Annotated in this window: 16 protein-coding genes; 7 read left to right on the plus strand and 9 right to left on the minus strand. The window is 67.3% G+C overall.

Annotated elements, in window-relative coordinates; genetic code table 11:
* Window positions 1–22 precede the first annotated feature (22 nt).
* Both IEQ11_RS00880 and IEQ11_RS00885 read left to right on the plus strand, forming a co-directional pair.
* Window positions 23–361 carry a P-II family nitrogen regulator gene (locus tag IEQ11_RS00880; RefSeq protein WP_036113360.1) on the plus strand — a complete coding sequence of 113 codons (339 nt, stop codon included), beginning with the start codon at window positions 23–25 and terminating at the stop codon, window positions 359–361.
* Between the two features lie 37 nt (window positions 362–398).
* A complete protein-coding gene (locus IEQ11_RS00885) occupies window positions 399–1,769 on the plus strand; it encodes an ammonium transporter (protein WP_222837773.1) in 1,371 nt (456 codons plus the stop codon).
* A gap of 116 nt (window positions 1,770–1,885) precedes the next feature.
* Here IEQ11_RS00885 and IEQ11_RS00890 read toward each other — a convergent pair whose 3' ends face one another.
* A complete protein-coding gene (locus tag IEQ11_RS00890) occupies window positions 1,886–3,817 on the minus strand; it encodes a 2OG-Fe(II) oxygenase (protein WP_247024687.1) in 1,932 nt (643 codons plus the stop codon).
* A 263-nt stretch (window positions 3,818–4,080) separates the two neighbouring features.
* Between IEQ11_RS00890 and IEQ11_RS00895 the strand changes: the two genes are divergently transcribed.
* Window positions 4,081–5,451 (plus strand): S8 family peptidase, encoded by a 1,371-nt coding sequence (locus tag IEQ11_RS00895; protein WP_191823030.1) that lies wholly within the window; start codon window positions 4,081–4,083, stop codon window positions 5,449–5,451.
* A 950-nt stretch (window positions 5,452–6,401) separates the two neighbouring features.
* The gene (locus tag IEQ11_RS00900) at window positions 6,402–7,964 is read left to right on the plus strand and encodes a sodium/sugar symporter (protein WP_046658652.1); all 1,563 of its coding nucleotides are present in this window, start codon (window positions 6,402–6,404) and stop codon (window positions 7,962–7,964) included.
* Between the two features lie 101 nt (window positions 7,965–8,065).
* Here the strand turns inward: IEQ11_RS00900 and IEQ11_RS00905 are convergent, their stop codons facing one another.
* A complete protein-coding gene (locus IEQ11_RS00905) occupies window positions 8,066–9,094 on the minus strand; it encodes a LacI family DNA-binding transcriptional regulator (RefSeq protein WP_036113371.1) in 1,029 nt (342 codons plus the stop codon).
* A gap of 128 nt (window positions 9,095–9,222) precedes the next feature.
* On the opposite strand from IEQ11_RS00905, the gene IEQ11_RS00910 reads away from it, so the two are divergent.
* Window positions 9,223–11,823: a glycoside hydrolase family 3 protein gene (locus IEQ11_RS00910; protein ID WP_191823031.1), complete on the plus strand. Its 2,601-nt coding sequence runs from the start codon at window positions 9,223–9,225 to the stop codon at window positions 11,821–11,823.
* A 196-nt stretch (window positions 11,824–12,019) separates the two neighbouring features.
* Window positions 12,020–12,613, plus strand: a complete 594-nt coding sequence (locus IEQ11_RS00915; protein ID WP_228464918.1) for a response regulator transcription factor — start codon at window positions 12,020–12,022, stop codon at window positions 12,611–12,613.
* A 536-nt stretch (window positions 12,614–13,149) separates the two neighbouring features.
* Here the strand turns inward: IEQ11_RS00915 and IEQ11_RS00920 are convergent.
* From IEQ11_RS00920 to IEQ11_RS00935, 4 genes are all read right to left on the minus strand, one after another.
* On the minus strand, window positions 13,150–13,590 hold the full coding sequence (locus IEQ11_RS00920; protein ID WP_228464920.1) for a copper chaperone PCu(A)C: 441 nt from the start codon (window positions 13,588–13,590) through the stop codon (window positions 13,150–13,152).
* Between the two features lie 14 nt (window positions 13,591–13,604).
* Entirely contained in the window at window positions 13,605–14,222 is a 618-nt protein-coding gene (locus IEQ11_RS00925) for an SCO family protein (protein ID WP_247024689.1), read from the minus strand.
* A gap of 371 nt (window positions 14,223–14,593) precedes the next feature.
* Window positions 14,594–15,274, minus strand: a complete 681-nt coding sequence (locus IEQ11_RS00930; RefSeq protein ID WP_046658655.1) for a hypothetical protein — start codon at window positions 15,272–15,274, stop codon at window positions 14,594–14,596.
* 103 nt (window positions 15,275–15,377) lie between these two features.
* Window positions 15,378–15,701 (minus strand): hypothetical protein, encoded by a 324-nt coding sequence (locus IEQ11_RS00935; protein ID WP_036113379.1) that lies wholly within the window; start codon window positions 15,699–15,701, stop codon window positions 15,378–15,380.
* 260 nt (window positions 15,702–15,961) lie between these two features.
* Between IEQ11_RS00935 and sctU the strand changes: the two genes are divergently transcribed.
* The gene (sctU, locus tag IEQ11_RS00940) at window positions 15,962–17,062 is read left to right on the plus strand and encodes a type III secretion system export apparatus subunit SctU (protein ID WP_036113382.1); all 1,101 of its coding nucleotides are present in this window, start codon (window positions 15,962–15,964) and stop codon (window positions 17,060–17,062) included.
* Between the two features lie 292 nt (window positions 17,063–17,354).
* Here the strand turns inward: sctU and sctT are convergent, their stop codons facing one another.
* The 3 genes from sctT to IEQ11_RS25850 form a co-directional block, all read right to left on the minus strand.
* Window positions 17,355–18,140, minus strand: coding sequence for a type III secretion system export apparatus subunit SctT (gene sctT, locus IEQ11_RS00945; RefSeq protein WP_036113385.1), 786 nt, complete (start codon window positions 18,138–18,140; stop codon window positions 17,355–17,357).
* Window positions 18,141–18,174: 34 nt separating this feature from the next.
* Window positions 18,175–18,432 carry a type III secretion system export apparatus subunit SctS gene (gene sctS, locus IEQ11_RS00950; protein ID WP_269769273.1) on the minus strand — a complete coding sequence of 86 codons (258 nt, stop codon included), beginning with the start codon at window positions 18,430–18,432 and terminating at the stop codon, window positions 18,175–18,177.
* 141 nt (window positions 18,433–18,573) lie between these two features.
* A complete protein-coding gene (locus IEQ11_RS25850) occupies window positions 18,574–19,506 on the minus strand; it encodes an EscR/YscR/HrcR family type III secretion system export apparatus protein (RefSeq protein WP_281439901.1) in 933 nt (310 codons plus the stop codon).
* Window position 19,507: the final 1 nt, after the last annotated feature.

Here is a 19,507-nt window from a genome sequence, read left to right on the forward strand (position 1 = left end):
TCACCCATCACGGAGCTGCGAGATGAAACTGATCATTGCGATCATCCGCCCGTTCAAGCTCGACGAGGTACGCGAGGCGCTGACCGAAGTCGGCGTCTCGGGCATCACCGTCACCGAAGTCAAGGGCTTCGGCCGCCAGAAGGGCCACACCGAGCTGTACCGCGGCGCCGAATACGTCGTCGATTTCCTGCCCAAGCTGAAGATCGAATGCGCCGTGCCCGACAGCCTGCTCGACGCGGCGCTGGAGGCGATCCAGAACGCCGCGCGCACCGGCAAGGTCGGCGACGGAAAGATCATCGTCCTGCCGGTCGAGAACACGGTGCGCATCCGCACCGGCGAACTCGACGACGACGCCCTTTGACTCCACGCCTGCGAGAGACGACATGAAATACGAAACGATGCTCGACCCCCGCTCGCGCGAGCGGGCGTTGCGAACCCTGGCCTGGAGCGCGCTGCCGTTCGCTGCGTTGCTGGCGCTGGGCCCGGCGCATGCGCAGGAGGCCGCGGCCGCCGCCGAAGCGGCCAAGCCCGTCGTCGACAAGGGCGACGTGGCCTGGATGCTGACCTCGACGTTGCTGGTGCTGTTGATGACCGTTCCCGGCCTGGCCTTGTTCTACGGCGGCCTGGTGCGCTCCAAGAACGTGCTGTCGGTGCTGATGCAGGTGCTGGCGGTGTTCTCGCTGCTGGTATTGCTGTGGGTGGTCTACGGTTATTCGCTGGCGTTCAACGGCGGCAACGCCTTCATCGGCAATCTCGACAAACTGTTCCTCAAGGGCGTCAACAAGGAATCGCTGGCGGCGACGTTCAGCGCCGGAGTGTCGCTGCCCGAGTACGTGTTCATCGCCTTCCAGTCGACCTTCGCCGGCATCACCGGCGCGCTGATCGTCGGCGCCTTCGCCGAGCGCATCAAGTTCTCGGCGGTGCTGCTGTTCTCGGCGCTGTGGTTCACCTTCGCCTACCTGCCGATCGCGCACATGGTCTGGTACGGGCCGGACGGCTTCCTGTTCGCCAAAGGCGCGATCGATTTCGCCGGCGGCACGGTGGTGCATATCAACGCCGGTGTCGCCGGTCTGGTCGGCGCCTACTTCGTCGGCAAGCGCGTGGGTTACGGGCGCGAAGCGATCAAGCCGCACAACGTCACCTTCACCATGATCGGCGCGTCGCTGCTGTGGGTGGGCTGGTTCGGCTTCAACGCCGGCTCCAACTTGGAAGCGACCGCGGGCGCGGCGCTGGCCTTCCTCAACACCTTGCTGGCGACCGCGGCCGCGGCGTTGGCGTGGAGCCTGGTCGAGAAGGTGATCAAGGGCAAGCCGTCGATGCTCGGCGGCGCGTCGGGCGTGGTCGCTGGTCTCGTTGCGATCACTCCGGCTTGCGGCACGGTCGGTCCGTTCGGCGCGATCGCGATCGGCGCGATCGCCGGCGCGGTGTGCGTGTGGGGCGTGCACGGGCTCAAGCGTCTGCTGCGCGCGGACGATGCGCTCGACGTGTTCGGCGTGCATGGCCTGGGCGGCATCATCGGCGCGCTGCTGACCGGTGTGTTCAGTTCGCCGTCGCTGGGCGGCTTCGGCCTGGGCGCGGGCAACGACACCATCGCCGCGCAGGTCGGCGTGCAGGCGCTGGGCATCGGCATCACCGTGGTCTGGTCGGGCGTGGTGTCGGTGATCGCGTTCGCGCTGGTGAAGCTGGTGGTCGGCCTGCGCGTGCCGGAGGAAGCCGAACGCGAAGGTCTGGACATCACCACGCATGGCGAGACGGCGTACGAAAACTGATCGCCGCGAGATAAGTCACGCATGCCGCATCAAAGCCCCTCTCCCGCGTGCGGGAGAGGGGTTGGGGTGAGGGAATGCGGGAAGCCGGCAAGCCGCAACGCAGCCGCGAACTTCCCTCAACCCATCGCATCGAACCGCAACTCGCCGTCATAGCCGCAACTGAGCAGCCGCCCGTCGGCGAGTTCGATCGCATCGGTCGCAAAGTTCGCATGCCGGCGCTCAGCCATCGCCCCGTCGTGTTCGAGCGACCACAGCCGCACGCGTCCGTCCTCGCCGCAGCTGACCAGACGTCCGTCGCCGAGCCAGCGCACCCGCCGCACTGCCGCATCGTGCGCCTGCCAGTCGCGGAGCGCGACGAAGCGATCGCCATGCAGCTCGAACAAGCGCAGCCGCCCGTCGATGTCGCCGATCGCGATGCAATGCGATCCGGCCGATGCCGGATGGAGCCGCGCATCGACGCTGCGCAGCGGCGTCGCTCCGCTCCACAGGTCCAGACAGTTCCGAGACTGCGCATCCCACAACCGCAACTCGCCGTCTTCCGACGCGCTGAGCAAACGATGCGCATCGAGCCTGCACAACGACCACACCCAGCCGCGATGCCCATGCAGCTCGCCGACAGGCTCACCGTCTTGCGACCACAACGCGATCCGCGCGTCGGCGCCGCCGCTGGCGAGGCGCCCGTCGTCAAGTCTTAGCAGCGACAACACCGCCGCATCGTGCGCGACGACTTCGCGAACGCATTCGCCGCTGCGCAGATCCCACCAGCGCAGGCAGTGGTCGCGCGACACCGACGCCAATCGATCGCGACCGACTTCGCACACGCCCAGCACCGATTGCCGATGCCCCAGCAGACGCGCCTGCGGCACGCCCTCGGGCGACCACAGCCGGATCGCCGCGTCGCGCCCGCTGCTGACGATGCGGCCGTCGCGCAGCCGCGCCAGGCTCCACACATAGCCCTCATGTCCCGGCGAGAACGCGGCCGGCGCAGCGAGCGGCGCCGGCGTCTCGCGCCGGTACAACAGATCGCTGCGCAGGATGTGCTTGACCCCGCGCGTCACCGCTTCGCCGGCATGCCACAGCGCATGATCGAATACGATCAGCAGGCCGGCGCGCGGCCGCACGCGCGCGACCACCGGCGGCGCGTCGTCGATGCCACCTTGCGACCCCTGCGCGTAGAACACGGTATCGCCGCCGTCGAAGGCATCGCCGTCGGTCAGATAGATCATGAAGGTCAGGCGGGTGCGCTCATCGGCGCCGCGATGATGCACGCCGTCCTGATGGATGTTGAAGCGCTGACCCGGCCGATAGCGGCACAGGCGCAGGCGCTCGTTGAGCGCGTGCAGACGCCAGCCCGCGCCGTCGGCATCGACCAGCCGCTCGGGCGCGTACGCGCGCAGGCGTTCGAACAGACGCCGCGCGAGCGCATCGTCGTCGAGCACCTGGCGATCGTTATTGCGGTACGACGGCGGGTAATCGCTGCCGGCGCCGACGAAGCCGCGCGCCTCGGCATCGTCGATCAGCGCCGCGCATTCCTCGGCGTCGAGAAAGCCGTGGACCAGCAGGCAATGGCCCATGGCCGCGGGCAGCGGATGCTCGGTATCCAGCTTGGCGAGCTGGGCATCAAGCTCGCCGACAGGCTCGTTATCTTGGGCAGACAAAGGCCTGCCCGCCCGCGAGGGCTGGAGCGGTTGGACTGCGGCGTTCATGACTGGACTCGATAAGGCGGCGAACCAACGGGTTCGCCCGGCCGCGGCGATGCGCTCGCCGCCGACCTTACTCCGGGCCGCGGCGGCCGTCGAGCACGGGCCGCGATGCAGGCGCATCGACGCATGCGGAAGCGAATTGCAATCGCAAACGGCATATCGATGCTCGAGGCGTCGAACGCCCCGATCGATGCCGCGCGCGATTGCCGCGCCACTATCGGTTGCATCGGCGATCGCGTGCGCGATCGCGCGGTCCGCGCATTTCACACCCGCCGTCGCAGTTAGTTTTATCGATGCGAAGCATCGATCCGTGTCGCGCGCGGCGAAGATGGCGAGTGCGTTCATACGAAAGAGGCGCAGTCAATGCACACGCCGAATAAAACGAAGTGCAATCCATGACCCGCATCAACGAATCGCTTGTGACGAATAACGGTTTATCCGTTGTCGAATAAATATTCCTCTCTAGGCTGCGTAACGCGGACATAGCGCTGTCCGCCGACACGTCCGGACGCACTCGCGTAAGACAGTCATCGAGCTCTATCGCGAGATGGGGACCAGGACGGTTCCGCCGCAACCCGCGGCCAACGAAACCTCACGGGAGTTTCGCAATGACCTCGCAACTCAAGCCTCGCCCGCACCTGCTCGCGCTCGCCACTGTCGCCGTGCTCGCCGCCGCGCCGGCGTTCGCCGCCGATCGCGTCAATCTCAGCAGTCTCGATCCCGACCGGCCGGTGGCCGGTTTCATCGTCGCCTACAAGTCGGGCACGCCCAAGAGTCTGGACCTGCAGCGCCAGCTCGATACCGCCGTGCGCACGCTCGGTCAGAAGGACCTGAGCATCAAGCACGTGCGCCCGGTCGCGACCGGCGGCGAACTGATCGAAGTCAACCGGCCGCTCGACGTGGTCGCCGCGACCACGCTGATGCAGCAGATCGCATCGAATCCGGACGTGGACTACATCGAACCCAATTCGTGGTTCACCGTCGCGTTGACGCCGAACGATCCCAGCTATCCCTCGCAGTACGGCCTGGGCGGCACCTGGGGCATTCGCGCCAACACCGCCTGGGACAACACCTATCAGGGGCAGGGCACGATCATCGCGGTGGTCGACACCGGCATCACCAGCCATCCGGATCTGGCCGCGAATCTGACCTCGCCGCTCGGTTACGACTTCATCACCAACGTCACCGCCGCCGCCGACGGCAACGGCCGCGACAACAACCCGACCGATCCGGGCGATTTCTGCAGCCCGAATCCGTCGAGCTGGCACGGCACCCACGTGACCGGCATCGCCGCGGCGGTGACCAACAACGCGGTCGGCGTCGCCGGCACCGCGTTCAAGTCCAAGGTGTTGAGCGTGCGCGTGCTCGGCAAGTGCGGCGGCAGCCTGGCCGATATCGCCGACGGCATCACCTGGGCGTCGGGCGGCACGGTCAGCGGCGTGCCGGCGGTCGGCGCGAACAAGGCCACCGTCATCAACATGAGCCTGGGCGGCAGCGGCGCGTGCAGCTCGACCTTCCAGACCGCGATCAACGGCGCGGTGTCGCGCGGCGTGACCGTGGTGGTCGCGGCCGGCAACAGCAACGCCAACGCGGCCAACTTCCAGCCGGCCAGCTGCGCCAACGTCATCAACGTCGGCGCCACCACCTCGGCCGGCGTGCGCGCGAGCTTCTCCAACTGGGGAGCGTCGGTGGATCTGGCCGCGCCGGGCCAGAGCATCCTGTCGACGCTCAACAGCGGCAGCACCACGACCGGTTCGCCGACCTATGCGAACTACAGCGGCACCTCGATGGCGGCGCCGTTCGTGGCCGGCGTGGTCGCGCTGATGAAGTCCAAGCCCGGCGGCGCTGCCCTGACCCCGGCGCAGATCGAAACCATCATCAAGGCGCCGGCGAACATAACGCCGTTCCCGGTCGTGCAGAACCCGGTGATCGGCTCGGGCATCCTCAACGCGGACAAGGCCACCGACGCGGTTCCGTAAGCACGGTCCATGCTCGCGTGGAGCACTCAGAACCCCGGCTTCGGCCGGGGTTCTTTGTATGTCGCGCATGTCGCATCGGTTGCCGGCGTTGTCGCGAGTCTCGCCGCATGGCGCTGTCGCGCCCGCGTATACGATTCGCGCTCGCGCAATCCCTTGATGCATTGCGCCATCGCGCACGGTGAATCCAGCCGATGCGACGACGATGACGAGGTCCCGTCGCGCTCATCGACGCCCGACTTTTCGCCGCGGGCACCGGCGCTTGCAACGCGTTAAAACGCACCGCACGCGCATGAACGCGCATCGCGCGTGATTGGCGTCACGCTCCGCCAGCACTCGGGTCGCTGCCGCGTCGCGCAAGCGATTGTTTCGCCCCGTCATGCTGCATTGCCGCATTGGTGTCTTTCGGTTGACAGCGCTGTCATAGCCGCGCTACAAGCTTCCCGCATGACGGCCGGCCGCGCCGCGCATGCTTCGGTCTGGGGTCGCTCTCAAGCCTGACAACACGTCGGTCTGCAGGCCGACCCCGGGGAGGGGACGTTTCGATGAAGGTATCCAGGCAAGCCCGCGTCCGCGGTTCGAGCGTGAGTTTCGCGATCCGCGCCGCGCGGTCCGCCGAACTGTCTGCTCGCCGCCCGCGGGCGTCCGTCTTCGCCGCTCCGATTCGCGCACGCCCCCACGGTGCGCGGGTCGGGGTGGCGGGGGGGGTGTTGTTGATGTTGTCGTTCTGCGTGGCGGATCTTGTGAAAGCCGGATCGGCGTTGCCTTGTCACAGTGGCGGCGACGACGATGGTTGCGGTGACGATGGCGACGTCGCGCCGAACCAGCCGCGTCCTGGGAGATGCGAAGTGACAGCCGGTAAGCAAAAAGCCACGTAATACAAGCGGCGAAAAAATCCACATACGCCAAGCACCGAAACACCCCACAACACCGCCCACACCCCGCGGAGTTCCATGAAACTTCCCTTGCTCGACACCCTCATCGTCCTGGTCTACCTCGCCGGCGTGTTCGCTCTCGCGCAATGGGTTTCGCGCGAAAAGGCCGGTCACGAGAAAACCGCCAAGGACTATTTTCTCGCCAGCAAGTCGCTGCCGTGGTGGGCGATCGGCGCGTCGTTGATCGCGGCCAACATCTCGGCCGAACAGATCATCGGCATGTCGGGTTCGGGCTATGCGCTGGGGCTGGCGATCGCGTCCTATGAATGGATGGCGGCGGCCACGCTGTTGGTGGTCGGCAAGTTCTTCCTGCCGATCTTCCTGCGCAACGGCATCTACACCATGCCGCAGTTTCTGCAGGAGCGTTACGGCAACCGCATCCGCACCTTGATGGCGGTGTTCTGGCTCGGCCTGTACGTGTTCGTGAACCTGACCTCGATCGTGTGGCTGGGTTCGCTCGCGGTCGCGCAGGTCACCGGCATGGACCAGATGCTCGCGCTGGCGCTGCTCGGATTGTTCGCGCTCGCCTATCAGCTGTACGGAGGGCTCAAGGCGGTGGCGTTGACCGATATCGTGCAGGTCGCGCTGCTGGTGCTCGGCGGGCTCATGGTCGCCGGCCTGACCTTGAGCAAGATCGGCGACGGCGCCGGCGTGCTGGCCGGTTTCAACAAGCTCATGGCGACCCATCCGGATCACTTCAAGATGATCCTGTCGCCGGACAATCCGCACTACAAGGACCTGCCCGGCATCGGCGTGCTGCTCGGCGGCCTGTGGGTGATGCACGTGAGCTACTGGGGTTTCAACCAGTACATCATCCAGCGCGCGCTCGCGGCCAAGGATCTGCGCGAGGCGCAGAAGGGCATCGTGTTCGCGGCCGGGCTCAAGATCATCCTGCCGATCATCGTGGTGCTGCCGGGCATCGCCGCGCTGATGCTGGCGCCGGGCCTGCAACGTTCCGACGACGCATATCCGGCGATGATGTCGCTGTTGCCCAGCGGCGTGCTCGGCCTGGTGTTCGCCGCGCTGGTCGCGGCGATCGTCGCTTCGCTCGCGTCGAAGATCAATTCGGTCGCGACCATCTTCACCCTGGATTTCTACGCCAAGTACAAACCGCAGGCGAGCGAGAAGCAGCTGGTGCGGATCGGCCGCATCGCCGCGGCGGTGTCGATCGCCATCGCGATCGTGACCGCGCGGCCGTTGATCGGCGGTTTCGATCAGGGCTTCCAGTACATCCAGGAATACACCGGCTTCTTCACCCCGGGCATCGTGGTGATCTTCGTGCTCGGCCTGTTCTGGAAGCGCGCCAACGAAGCCGGCGCCTTGGCCGCGGCGCTGGGTTCGTTCCTGTTGTCGCTGGCGCTGAAGTTCGCCTGGCCGGAGCTGCCGTTCGTCAATCGCGTCGGCGTGGTGTTCCTGCTGGCGGCCGCGCTGGCGGTGATCGTGTCGCTGGCGACGCCGTCTGGCGCCGGCCGCGACCGCATCCAGGGCGACGGGGTGAGCTTCGCGACCTCGCCGTCGTTCAATATCGCCGCGGTCGGCGTACTGGCGATCCTGATCGCGCTGTACGCGCTGTTCTGGTGACCTCGGCGGCGCGGACAGCTGCGTCCACGCGGCTCGCGTCCCGGCGCGCCGCGCCCGCGCGATGCTTGTCCGTCACCCGCGCGTTTCGCCGACGCGACGCCTCAGCGTCGGCGCGAAGCGCGGCCCTTGCCGATCGGGCCGGTCGACTGGCGCAGCTGCAATTCGTAACCGGCGGTGATCATCTGGCCGCCGTCGGGCGCCTTGATCCGCTTGAACAGCTCGTGCGTGGCCAGGCGCCCCATTTCGCGGGTCGGCTGGCGCACCGTGGTCAGCGGCGGATAGATCTGGCGCGAGATCGGCGTGTCGTCGAATCCGCACACCGATATGTCGCCGGGAATCGACAAGCCCATTTCGCTGGCGGTGCGGATGGTGCCGGCGGCCATGTCGTCGTTGGCGGCGAAGATCGCGGTCGGCGGGTTGTCCATCAGCAACAGGCGCTGGGCGCAGATCGCGCCGGTGTCGTAGTGGAAGTCGCCTTCGATCACCAGGCTGGGGTCGTATTCGATCCCGGCCGCGGCCAGTCCGTCGCGGTAGCCGTTCAAGCGCCACTGGCTGGCGCCGTGCTCGGGATGGCCCTTGATGTGGGCGATGCGGCGATGACCCAGCGACACCAGGTGCGCCATCATCTCGCGCACCGCGCGCTCTTCGTCGAGCACCACGCCGATGCGGCCGCCGCGCAGCTTGGGCGAGATGTTGGCGTAGGGAATGCCGAGCTGGCCGAGCCGCTTCATCAATCCCGGGTGATCGGTCAGCGGCGGCGTCAGCACCAGGCCGTCGGCGCGCGAGTGCTGGATGACCTCGTCGACATGGCTCACGAACTTGCGCTCGCCGTAGGTCACCGGCGCGAGCATCAGGTTGTAGTGGTGCGCGATGCAGGCGTCGAGCATGCCGGCCTGCACTTCCATCAGGTAGTTGCTCGACGGGTTGTCGTAGAGCAAGGCGACCAGGTACGAGCGCTGGCCGGCGAGGCTGCGCGCGGATGGGTTGGGCCGGTACTGGAGCTTGCGCGCCGCGGCTTCCACGCGCTTGCGCGTGTCCTCGCTGACGTTGGGTTCCTGATTGAGCACGCGCGAGACGGTCTTCATCGACACGCCCGCCGCTTCCGCCACATCCTCGATGCGAACCCGCATAGCCGGTCGTTTCCCTTGTCGCGTGTTCTGCGTATTTTGCCAGATCGCGCGGCCAATACTGCCATCCATCGCGCAACGCCGCATCGGCGTCGCGCGCATATCGTCATTACGGTCACCAGGAGCACTGCATGAAGGCATCCACCCGCGGCCACGCGTCCGCTGTCGTTCCATCGATCCAAAGCCGCTGGCCGGCGCGCCGGCGGCTGTCCGGATGCCTGGCCCTGGCCTTGCTGTGCGGGCCGGTGGCGGCCGCCGACGGGGTCAAGGCCGACGCGGCGACGATCGACCCGGCCCACTGGCCGGCGCTGAAGGCGCCGATTCCGCGCGACGCCCGGCTGGAAGCGCGGATCGCCGCGCTGCTGGCGAAGATGAGCGTGGAGGAGAAGGTCGGCCAGATCGTGCAGGCCGACATCAACAGCGCCACGCCCGAGGATGTGCGCAAGTACCACATCGGCTCGGTGCTGGCCGGCGGCAATTCCGAACCCGGCGGCATCTCCGAGCCGGGCGGCAACTACGCCGCCGCGCCGCAGGAATGGCTGGACATCGCCGACAAGTTCTACAACGCCTCGATGGACGACAGCGACGGCAAGGTCGCGATCCCGATCATCTTCGGCATCGACGCGGTGCATGGTCACAACAACCTGATCGGCGCGACCTTGTTCCCGCATAACGTCGGCCTGGGCGCGACCCGCAACCCCGAGTTGATCCGCCGCATCGGCGCGGCGACCGCGGCCGAGGTGCGCAGCACCGGCATGGAGTGGACCTTCGCGCCGACCCTGACCGTGCCGCGCGACGATCGCTGGGGCCGCACGTATGAAGGCTATTCGGAAGATCCGCGGGTGGTCGCCAGTTATGCGGCCGCCGCGATCGAGGGCCTGCAAGGCAAGGTCGGCACGAAGCAGTTCCTCGACGGCTCGCACGTGATCGCCTCGGCCAAGCACTTCCTCGCCGACGGCGGCACCTTCGAAGGCCGCGATCAGGGCGATGCGAAGATCGGCGAAAACGAGCTGCGCGACGTGCATGGCGCCGGTTATCCGCCGGCGTTGAAGGCCGGCGCGCAGACGGTGATGGCCTCGTTCTCGAGCTGGCAGGGCCGCAAGATGCACGGCAACGCCGATCTGCTGACCGGCGTGCTCAAACAGCGCATGGGCTTCGACGGCTTCGTGATCGGCGACTGGAACGCGCACGGCCAGCTCGACGGATGCAGCAACGAAAATTGCGCGGCCGCGTTCAATGCCGGCGTCGACATGCTGATGGCGCCCGACAGCTGGCGAGGCTATTACGACAACGCGCTCAAGCAGGTAAAGAGCGGCGAGATCAGCATGGCCCGGCTCGACGACGCGGTGACCCGGATCCTGCGGGTCAAGCTGCGGCTGGGCCTGTTCGAGGCGGGCGCGCCGTCCAAGCGCCCGCTCGGCGGCAAGTTCGAACTGCTCGGCAGTCCCGAGCATCGCGCGATCGCGCGTCAGGCGGTGCGCGAGTCGCTGGTGCTGCTCAAGAACGACAATCGCGTGCTGCCGATTTCGCCCAAAGAGCGCGTGCTGGTGCTCGGCGACGGCGCCGACAACATCGCCAAGCAATCGGGCGGCTGGACCTTGAACTGGCAGGGCACGGGGCTCAAGCCATCGGATTTCCCCAATGCGCAATCGATCTGGACCGGCCTGCGCGAACAGATCGAAGCCGCCGGCGGCCACGCCGAACTGGCGGTGGACGGCAAGTACAAGGACAGGCCCGACGTCGCGATCTATGTCTACGGCGAAGACCCGTACGCCGAATTCCAGGGCGATCTGCGCACGCTCGCGTTCCGTCCCACGCGCAATCCCGAGCTGGAGACGATCAAGCGGCTCAAGGCCGACGGCATTCCCGTGGTGAGCGTGTTGTTGTCGGGGCGGCCGTTGTGGGTCAATCGCGAGATCAACGCCTCCGATGCGTTCGTCGCCGCGTGGTTGCCCGGTTCGGAAGGCGCCGGCATCGCCGATGTGCTGCTGCGCAACGATCGCGGCGGTATCGCCCACGACTTCAAGGGCAAGCTGTCGTACTCGTGGCCGCGCACCGCGGTGCAGGTGGCGAACGTCGGCGACAAGGACTACTCGCCGCAGTTCGCGTTCGGCTATGGCCTGACCTACGCCAAGGACGCGAAGGTCGGCGTATTGCCGGAAGACCCGGGCACGGCCGATATCGACCAGCGCGCGATGCAGTTCCTCGGCCGTGGCGCGTTGCCGCGCGGCTGGAACCTGCGGGTGGATTCCCAAGGCAAGCCGGCGCAGGCGATCAAACCGCCGCTGGCGTCCGCGGACGGCGCGATCGCGGTGTCGGCGGTCGACTACAAGGCGCAGGAAGACGCGTGGCGGGTCGATTGGAAGGGCGACGCCAAGGTCGAATGGGTCGCCGATGCGCCGCTGGAACTGATACGCGAGACCAATGGCGATGTGCAGTTGTTGATCACCCTGAAGGTCGATGCGGTCGGCGCCGGCGACGCCAACCTGCTCGCCGCGTGCGGGCCCAAGTGCGAAGCCAAGCTGCCGTTCGGCGAGATCCTGCGCGGCTTGCCGCGTGGGCAATGGCAGCGCATCGGCGTGCCGCTCAAGTGCGTGCGCGCGGCCGGCGCGGACATGGGCAAGCTGATCGTGCCGTTCGGTCTGCAGGCGTCGAAGGGCACGTCGATCACCCTGCATGAGGTCGCGTACGGAACCGATGCGGAGCAGGTGGTGGACTGCAAACGGCAGTAACCAGCGCCAGCAACGCGCGCCAATAATTCGGCAAGCGCATCACCCGCGCATCGCCGAACCACCGCGCATCCTCCCCCTCTCCCGCTTGCGGGAGAGGGCCGGGGTGAGGGCCCACGCCAACCACACCCTTGGACACTTTGTCCTGGGGCAGTTTGCCGCAGTGCCGCCGCGCGCCCGCGGGTTTAGGATGCCGCGCATGAACGCATCGATCTTTGCCCGACCCGTTCTCGGCGGCGCGACCGCCAGCGGTTTGATCGTCGACGACGACGCGGCCTACGCCGCGACCTTGCAGCGCAGCCTGGCGCGGCGCGGGATCGAGGCCCGCACCGCCGCCGACGTGCGCCAGGCCCTGGACCTCGCCCTCGCGCAGCCGCCGGGGTTCGCCCTGATCGACCTCAAGCTCGGCGCGGAATCGGGCCTGCAACTGATCCGTCCATTGCGCGAGTTGCGCGCCGACATGCGCATCGTGCTGGTCACCGGCTACGCCAGCGTCGCCACCGCGGTCGACGCGATCAAGCGCGGCGCCGACGACTACCTGCCCAAGCCGGCCAGCGTCGCCGCCATCCTCGCCGCGCTGGGCCTGGAGCCGCACGACGGATCGGCCCTGCCGATCGCGCCCGACACGATGACGCCGCTGCGGCGGCTGGAGTGGGAGCACATCCAGCAGGCGCTCAACGACACCGGCGGCAACATCTCGGCGACCGCGCGATTGCTCGGCATGCATCGGCGTTCGCTGCAGCGCAAGCTCGGCAAGCGGCCGGGGCCGGAGCGCAGTTCGATCGGTCTGTAAGTCGCCCGTCTTGCGCGGTTGCTCGCTAGTCGCTGCGCAACTCACCCGATGCGTCGTCGCGACGGAGGCTACCTGTAGGAGCGGCGCAAGCCGCGACCGCCATGCAGCCGGTTGCGTCGCCGCCGGCCGAAGGCGATTGCCACGATTGCCCGGTAGCAGCTTGCGCCGTGGTCGCGGATTCGCGGTCGCGGCTTGCGCCGCTCCTACAGGTAGCGATCGTCGCAACGAGGGTCGGCGAAGATCTGTTTCGATTTGACGGCAATCGGCCACAACGAACGGAGTGCGTTTCGATCGGTTCGTAAGTCGACGGTGTCGCGCCTTGCCGTCGCGCAACCCACCCGATCCGTCGTTGCCACGGAGGCTACCTGTAGGAGCGGCGCGAGCCGCGACCGCCATGCAGCCGGTTGCATCGCCGCCGGCCGAAGGCGATTGCCACGATTACCTAGTAGCAGTCTGCGCCGTGGTTGCGGATTCGCGGTCGCGGCTTGCGCCGCTCCTACAAGTAGTGACCGTCGCAACGACGGCGAACTCGACGACTACGGCGCGCCCGCGCCCAGCGGCCGTACCGGCGCCTGCACGGTCTGTTCGCTGCGTTTGCCGCCCGCGTCTTCGAATACCAAGGTCAGCGTCACCTGCTCGCCCGCGCTCAGCGGCCGCTTCAGGCCGATCAGCATCACGTGGTAGCCGCCGGGCGCGAGCGCGACCGCCTGCCCGCGCGGCAGCGGCACGGCGGCCACTTCGCGCATGCGCATCATCTGGCCCTGCATCGCCATCTCGTGCACTTCGGTGTTCTGGGCGACGTCCGAACGCGCGCCGATCAGGCGCAGGTCGCGACTCGCGGTCAGGCGCATGAAGGCGCCGGTGGCGGTCTGCTGCGGCACGCTCGCGCGCACCCACGGCGCGTCCACCGCGACTTGCGCGTGGGCGACGCCGGCCAGGGCCAGCGACAGGATCAACGCGGCGATCGGTTGGCTCATCGTCATAGGCGGGCTCACAGAAGTTGGCGGAGGTCGTGCACGCAGTCGGGCGCGCTCTGTTCGTGGCGCAGGGCCAGGCGCAGCACGCCGTCGGCGTCGTAGACGTAGCTCAGCGCGGAATGGTCGACGGTGTAGGTCGATCCGGTCGGCACCTTGGCGTAGATCACGTGGAAGGCCTTGGCGGTCTGCGCGATGCGCTCGGGGCTGGCGGTCAGGCCGAGGAAACTGGGGTCGAAGGCCTGGGTGTAGGCGCGCAGCACCGGCGGCGTATCGCGTTCCGGATCGAGGGTGACGAACAGCACCTGCAGGCGTTCGGCATCGCGACCGAGCAGTTTGCGGATCTGCACCGCGCGGGTCAGCGCGGTCGGGCAGACATCGGGACACAGGGTGAAGCCGAAGAACAGCAACACCAGCTGGCCGCGAAAATCGGCGAGCGTGCGTTCGCGTCCGTCGGGATCGAGCAGGCGGAAGTCCTTGCCGAAGTCGCGTCCGCTCAGGTCGATGCCGTGCAGGGACAGCGGCTTGCGGCCGCCGCAGGCCGACAGCACGGTCGCGGCGGCGAGGCCGGCCAGCAGGCGCCGGCGCGCGAACGAACGCGGCCGGGGGGCGAGAGCGGTGGGGCGGTCGGGCACGAGCCACCTCGTCGATGCGGAAAGCGGCATTGCAGCATCGGCGCGGGATCGGCGGATGTGGCCGAGTGTCGCAGGCGTTTCGGTGGCGGTGTTGCGACGGGGCCGGCGCGGGTGATCGATGGCTCGGGCTGCGCCTTCGTTCGCTCAACGTGCTCGCATCGCTGGATCATGTCGATGCGAGCGATGCGTCAATGATTCATGGGTATCGCGATCGTGAACATCGGTATCGATAAAGCGCGCCGCTTACACGCCGAGCCATTCGCTTCAAGGGTCATGCACCACTCAAGCGTAGGGATGCAACGCATCCTCGGTATCCAGCGCCATCATGGATATCGATAATTCACGCCGCTTACACACCGCGCCGATTCGCCTCAAAGATCGCGCACCACCCAACCGCTGGGATGCGGCGCATCGTCGGTATCCAGCGCCGCCTGCGCGACCGCGTCGGGCGATTTGCCGTCGCGCCAGGCGGCGGCGATCGCGGCGAGGCGTTCGCGGGTGGCGCGGGTGTAGGCGCCCTCGAGTTCGTTCTGCGCATCGGCGGCGAGCTTTTGCGGGTACAGCGTGCGCGCATCTTCGCTGCGGTTGAGCAACGCGACCAGATGCGACAAGGCGCTGCGGAAGGTCGCCGCGCCCAATGCGGTGCGCTGGGTGCGTTGCAGATGCCACACCGTCAGGTACTCGACCGGGCCGAGCAGCCGCCGCGGCGTGGCGCCGAAGAAATGCCCGGACAATGCGCTGACCGCGACCGGCCCGCTCGCGTCGGGCAGGCGGGTCGCGCCCCAGGAACTCAGCGCGCCGCCGGGCAGGTCCATGCGCCGCAGCGCGGTACCGAAGGTGTCGGCCAGCAGGCGCTGGGCGCGCGCGTCGTCGCTTTCGGCGACCACGCCGAGCAGGCGGATGAACAAGGGATAGCGGTCCTCGCCGAGGCGACGCACGACCCGCTTGAGCACGGTCAGGCGGTACTCGGGGTCGCTGTGCGCGGCCAGCGCCGAGATCAGGCGATCGGCACCGGCGCGCAGGGCTTCGGCGGAGGGAGCGGTATCGTTCACGGAACAACGCGGGTGGCGGCGATGACGGCTAGCCTAGCGCAGGCGAGCGGATCGATAGCGTGCAGGGGGCGTTCGCGCGGATGAGACGGGTGCCGCGCCGGACTCAGGCGGTCAGCGAATCCAGCACCGCGTCGGCGCCGCGATCGGCGGCGGCGGACAGGTCCATCGAGCCGAGTTCGCGCTCCAGGCCGCTGTCGCCCGAGAGCAGGCGCTCGCCGGCGGGCACGTCGCGCCAGGCATCGGCGTTGAGCACGGTCTCGCCCGCATCGACCGCGGGCGGGGCATAGGCCTGAACCGCTTCGGCGACTTGCGAGGCCTGCTGGATCGGCTGGCCCGGCGTCGTCTCGCGCCCGCGCAGGGCTTCGAGCGCGGCCTGGCTGTCCAAGCCGGTGCGGTCGATGCGCGAGTCGGGGCCGATGCTGCTCATGCGGGGCGGGTCACGGGTGAAGTCGGGGGGATGGAAGGAATGTAGCGCCGGGGGGTGACTCGGCCAACTCGGGGTGACCCTAGGTGGGCCGGGGGTGGTTCATGTCCCGCTTCACGGCAAGCGGCCAGGGCGGCGCGATTCGCGGCCGGGACGGCCTGAGGATACCCCGCCGCGCGCGGCCCGCGGTTTGCTGACACTCGCCACTTCCGCCTTGCGCGACGCGTGCTAGCCTCGTTCTCCCCTCGCTGCAAGGGCCGCGCATGGCGAAGGACCAGGGCGCCGACAAGACCGAGCCGCCTACCCAGAAAAAGATCCGCGACGCGCGCAAGGAAGGCAACGTCGCCAAGAGCAAGGAGCTGACCAGCACCGTGCTGATGCTCGGCTGGGTGGTGTGCGGCTGGATGATGCTCGACTTCATGCGCGCCAAGATGATCCTGTTGTTCGACACCAGCCTCAAGGCGATCAACCAGCCCTTCGGCGACGCCCTGCGCGAGGTCGGCGGGGCCGCGTTCGACACGCTGCTGTGGCTGTCGTTGCCGCTGTTGGGGATGGCGGTGTTCCTGGGCGTGGTGATCGAGTTCCTGCAGGTCGGGCCGGTGCTGAGCCTGGGCAAGGTCAAGCCCAGCATGGACAAGATGAACCCCGCCGAGGGGCTCAAGAAGATGTTCTCGGTCGACAACCTGGTCGAGCTGGTCAAGTCGGTGATGAAAAGCTCGGCGCTGATCGGCATCGGCGTGTTCGTGATCTACAAGATGCTCGCCCAGCTGATGATGCTGCCGTACGCGCCGGCCGAGGCGATGGGCTCGGGCATCTGGTACGGGCTGGTGCGGATCGTGATCTGGACGATCTTCGTGTTCTTCTTCGTCTCGGCGATCGACGTGTGGTACCAGAAGTTCTCCTACACCAAGCAGTTGCGCATGAGCCGGCGCGACATCCAGCAGGAGGTCAAGGAGAGCGAGGGCGACCCCTACGTGAAGAGCCGGCGCCGGCAGTTGCATCAGGAGTGGTCTCAGCAGAGCATGCTCAATGCCGTCCGCCAATCCAATGTCGTCGTGACCAATCCCACCCACATCGCCATCGCCCTGCAGTACGAGCACGGCACCACCGACCTGCCGGTGGTGGTGGCCAAGGGCGAGGGCTATCTGGCCGAAGAGATCAAGCGCGCGGCCACCGAGGCCGGCGTGCCGATCCTGCAGAACGTGCAACTGGCGCGCGGGCTGCACGAGCATGTCGAACTGGACGACTACATCGGCAACGAATTCTTCGAAGCCGTGGCCGAGGTGCTGCACTGGGCCGAGACCGTGCGCCGTCTGCGCGACGGCGATACCAGCGCGCCGGAGTTGCCGCCGCCGTTGGAGTGATGAGTAACGGGGCTGGTCGTTTCCTTAAGCTCGCGAAGCCGCGCCAACCGAAGTGGTGCACCATCCCGATCTGAGTTTCCCCAACCGAAGGGGTTCCCCCTTTGCAAAAGGGGGGCCAGGGGGATTTGCTTTTGCTCTTCCGCTTTTATCTCGGAACAGTAAAAGCAAAAGCGAATCCCCCACGTCCGCTTCGCGGCCGTTCGCCCCCTTTTCCAAAGGGGGCAAAAGCCGAAGCCAACTGGGCCGACAAAAAAAGCGAAGCGTGAAGGCGACTCGCCGCTAGCGCGACCGATCAGCCGCCGAACACCCGGTTCAAGGCATCGAGCAGCCCGCGATTGCCGGCCAAGCGATCCAGCACGATCTCCACGTACACCCCAAGCATCAACAGAATGATCCACGTCGCCAGCCACGCCTTGATCGGCATGGTGATGGTGAACACGTTGAGCTGCGGCGCGAAGCGGTTGACCAGGCCGAACGACAGGTCGATCAGAAGCAGCACCACCATCACCGGCGCGGCCAGCACCAGCAGCGCGGTCATCAGGTAACTGAACTGGCCGACGAACAACTCCATGCCGGCTTGATGCAGGTTCGGGAAGAACGAGTTCACCGGCCACATCGCATAGCTCGACAGCAGCAGGTCGAGGAACACCAGGAACGCGCCGCTGGCCATGAACAGCCACGAGGCGAAGTGCGACAGGAAGTTGCCGTGCAGCGAGGCCTGATGGCCCTGGATCGGATCGAACACCTGCGCCAGGGTCATGCCGACCTGGGTGTCGATGACGTTGCCGGCGGCGCTGATCGCCCAGAACACCATGCCGTAGCAAAACCCGATCGACACGCCGATGAACAATTCCTTGAGGATGATCGGCGCCCACGAAAACGTGCCCAGCTCGTTGAGCGGCACGCCGTTCATCGCCACCGGGATCGCGATGATCGCCAGGCTGACCATGAAACTGTTGCGCACCAGCGGCGGCATGTTTTCGTTGGTGATCAGCGGCAGCATCATGAACGCGCCGATCACCCGCGGCAGCACCAGCCCCAGCGCCAGCATGATGTTGCCGACCGAATCGAAATTCATCGGCGCGCGCGCCGCGCGAGCGAACCGCCGCGCATCAGTGCCGGACCATGCCCGGGAAATCGAGGAAGATGCGGTCGGCGAAGGTGTACAGGGTGCCGCCGATCATCGAGGCGGTCACGAACAGCGTCACCACGATCACGGTGAATTTTATCGCGTAGGCGAAGGTCTGTTCCTGCAACTGGGTCGCGGCCTGGATGAAGGCCACGACCAGGCCGACCACGGCGGCGGCGACCACCGGCGGGCCCGACAGCAGCAGCGTCAGCCACAGCGCCTGTTTGGTCATTTCGAGCATGTCGCCCATTAGCGTGCTGCCGGGAATTGGGAATCGGGAATCGGGAATCGGAAAAGCGGGGCATCGGGTGTGGAGGGTGAATCGGCAAAGCGATGACGCCCGCTTTTACGATTCCCGATTCTCCATTCCCGATTCCCGGCCTCACCCGCCATAAGTCAACACCAAGCCATGCACCAGCTTGGCCCAGCCGCCGATCAGCACGAACAGCAGCAGCTTGAACGGCAGCGACACGGTGGTCGGCGACAGCATCATCATGCCCAGCGACAGCAGGATGTTCGACACCACCAGATCGATGATCAGGAACGGCAGGAAGATCAGGAAGCCGATCTGGAACGCGGCGGTGAGTTCGCTGACGGTGAACGCGGGGATCACCACCAGGAAATCGTTGACGCTGATGTCGGCGCGCGCGTTGGGCGGCAGCAGGCGCTGCGCGCTGCGCAGGAAGAACGCGCGCTCGGCGTCGCTGGAGTGCTTGATCAGGAAGGCGCGCAACGGCTCCTTGCCGGCGTCCATCATCTGCAGCAGGCGGGTGGTGTCCATCTTGCCGGTGCCGCCCAGCAGGGCCGACGGCGCGGCCGGGCGCTTCGCGCCGGCGGCTGGTGCTGCGGATTGTGCGGTGGCGGTGTTCGTCGTCGTCGTCGCGGGCGCGGCGGCCGGCGCGCCCGGAACCGTCGCCGCGGCGGCAGCGGTAGCCGCGGGCACGGCACCCGGCGCCGCGGCGACGCCCGGTGCGGCTGCGGTCGCGGGCGTCGCGGTTGCCGGCGTCGCCGCCGCGGCAGTCCCCGGCGGCTGACCCTGCGTGGCCGCGGCCACGGTGGTGCCGCTCATGCGCGCGTTGATCGCGTCGTGGGTCTCCAGGATCACCGGATACATCACGTAGATCGACAGCACGATCGCCAGACCGTTGATGACCACGTTCGGCGGCACCTGCTGCAGGCCGAGCGCGTTGCGCAGCAGGCTGAGCACCACCACGATCTTGGTGAACGAGGTCACCATCACCGCGACGAACGGCGCCAGCGCGAGGCTGACCACCGTGATCAGCACCAGCGCCGGCGAGAACGAACTGAAATCCATG

The sequence above is a fragment of the Lysobacter capsici genome, from assembly GCF_014779555.2.
Classification (GTDB): domain Bacteria; phylum Pseudomonadota; class Gammaproteobacteria; order Xanthomonadales; family Xanthomonadaceae; genus Lysobacter; species Lysobacter capsici.